This window comes from Luteibacter yeojuensis, assembly GCF_000964085.1.
Taxonomy (GTDB): domain Bacteria; phylum Pseudomonadota; class Gammaproteobacteria; order Xanthomonadales; family Rhodanobacteraceae; genus Luteibacter; species Luteibacter yeojuensis_A.
In genome coordinates this window covers 1-1,540 of record NZ_JZRB01000092.1, presented here as the reverse complement: position 1 = coordinate 1,540, position 1,540 = coordinate 1, and the positions used below count along the sequence as shown (strand labels likewise).

Below are 1,540 nucleotides of genomic sequence, written 5' to 3'. Positions count from 1 at the left end.
GGGGCCGTGGGTGCTGCACATGAAGACCACGCCGGCTGGCAACCATGAGGGCAGGATGCCGGGGCCTCCGGGTTTTCTCGCGGGCGGCGGGACGATGGGGGCCGAGGTGCGAGCCTTTGACTGGTCGACCCATGCCTTCGGGCCGGTCGATGGGTGGCCGGCGGCGTTGCGCACCATGGTGGGCCTTGTGCTCAATACCTCCTTGCTTGCCACGTTGATGTGGGGGCCGCAGTTGCGCCTCGTCTACAACGACGCCTACGCGCCGGCACTGGGCCACCGCAGGCAAGGCTCGCTTGGCGCTCCGGTAACCGAGGTGTGGGCGGATATCTGGGACCGCCTTGCACCAACGTTCCTCCCCGTCCTTGAGACCGGCATACCGGTGTCCGAAAAGCGCTTTGCGCTGCCGATGGTCCGCGACGGCATCCTTGTCACCACCTATTGGGACTACAGTGTCACGCCGGTGTTCGATGCCGCCGGTGCCATTGTTGGTCTCCTCAACATCGCCCTTGACGTCACGCAGGAAGTGACCAACGAACAAGCGCTACTGGCCGTCCAAACCCGGTTACAGCAGGCAAACCTTGGGCTGCAAGACGAGGTCAAGAGTCGCACGGACGAGCGTGACCGCATGTGGGCGCTCGCCCAGGAACTCATGCTCGTCGCCCATCCCGACGGCCGCATCAGCGGCGTCAACCCGCTATGGGCGGACAGGCTCGGCCTCATGCAAGACGACCTCGTCGGGCGACCCCTTTACGATATCGTCCACCCCGGGGATGCGGCAGCGGCAACGTTGATGCTCGAACGCGTGCGGGACGCCCCCGTTTCCACGCCGGTGGAGTTGCGTTTGCGGCATCGGGACGGGACATACCGTCTTTTTGCCTGGGTCGGCGCGTTTGGCAACGGACGCTTTTACGCCACCGGCCGCGACATCACCCTCGAGCGCGAGCAACTCGAATCCTTGCGGCAAAGCCAGAAGATGGAGGCCGTCGGACAACTCACAGGCGGCCTTGCCCACGACTTCAACAACCTCCTGGGAGGTATTTCCGGCGCGCTGGAGATGGCAGGAGTGCGCGCACACCAAGGGCGCCTCGCTGACATTGACGGGTTTGTGGCCTCAGGACTCGGCGCAGTCAAGCGCGCAGCAGCGCTGACCCATCGGCTCCTCGCATTCGCCCGCAAGCAGCCCCTCGCTCCCAGGGTCACCGACGTCGATGGACTCATTGACGATATGCGCGAGCTCATCACACGCACGGTGGGGCCAGGCGTCGAGGTGAAGGTCACCAAAGTCCATACAGGGCACCGCGTGCTGGTCGACCAGCCGCAGCTTGAAAACGCGTTGTTGAATCTCTGCATCAACGCGCGCGATGCAATGCGCGGGACGGGGCGCATCACTATCACGACCCGCATCCGGGACATCGATGACCGCACCGCGCGAGTGGCGCAAGTCGAGCCGGGCAGGTATGTCGTCTTGCAGGTGAGCGACACCGGAAGTGGCATGACCCCGGAGGTCATCCATCGTGCCTTCGACCCGTTTTTCACCACC

The 1,540-nt window shown here is 64.6% G+C and carries 1 protein-coding gene; it reads left to right on the top strand.

Going from position 1 to position 1,540, the window contains the following annotated elements:
* Window positions 1-19 precede the first annotated feature (19 nt).
* Window positions 20-1,540: PAS domain S-box protein (locus VI08_RS20255; protein WP_157130537.1), on the top strand; the 1,521-nt coding region annotated here is incomplete at its 3' end.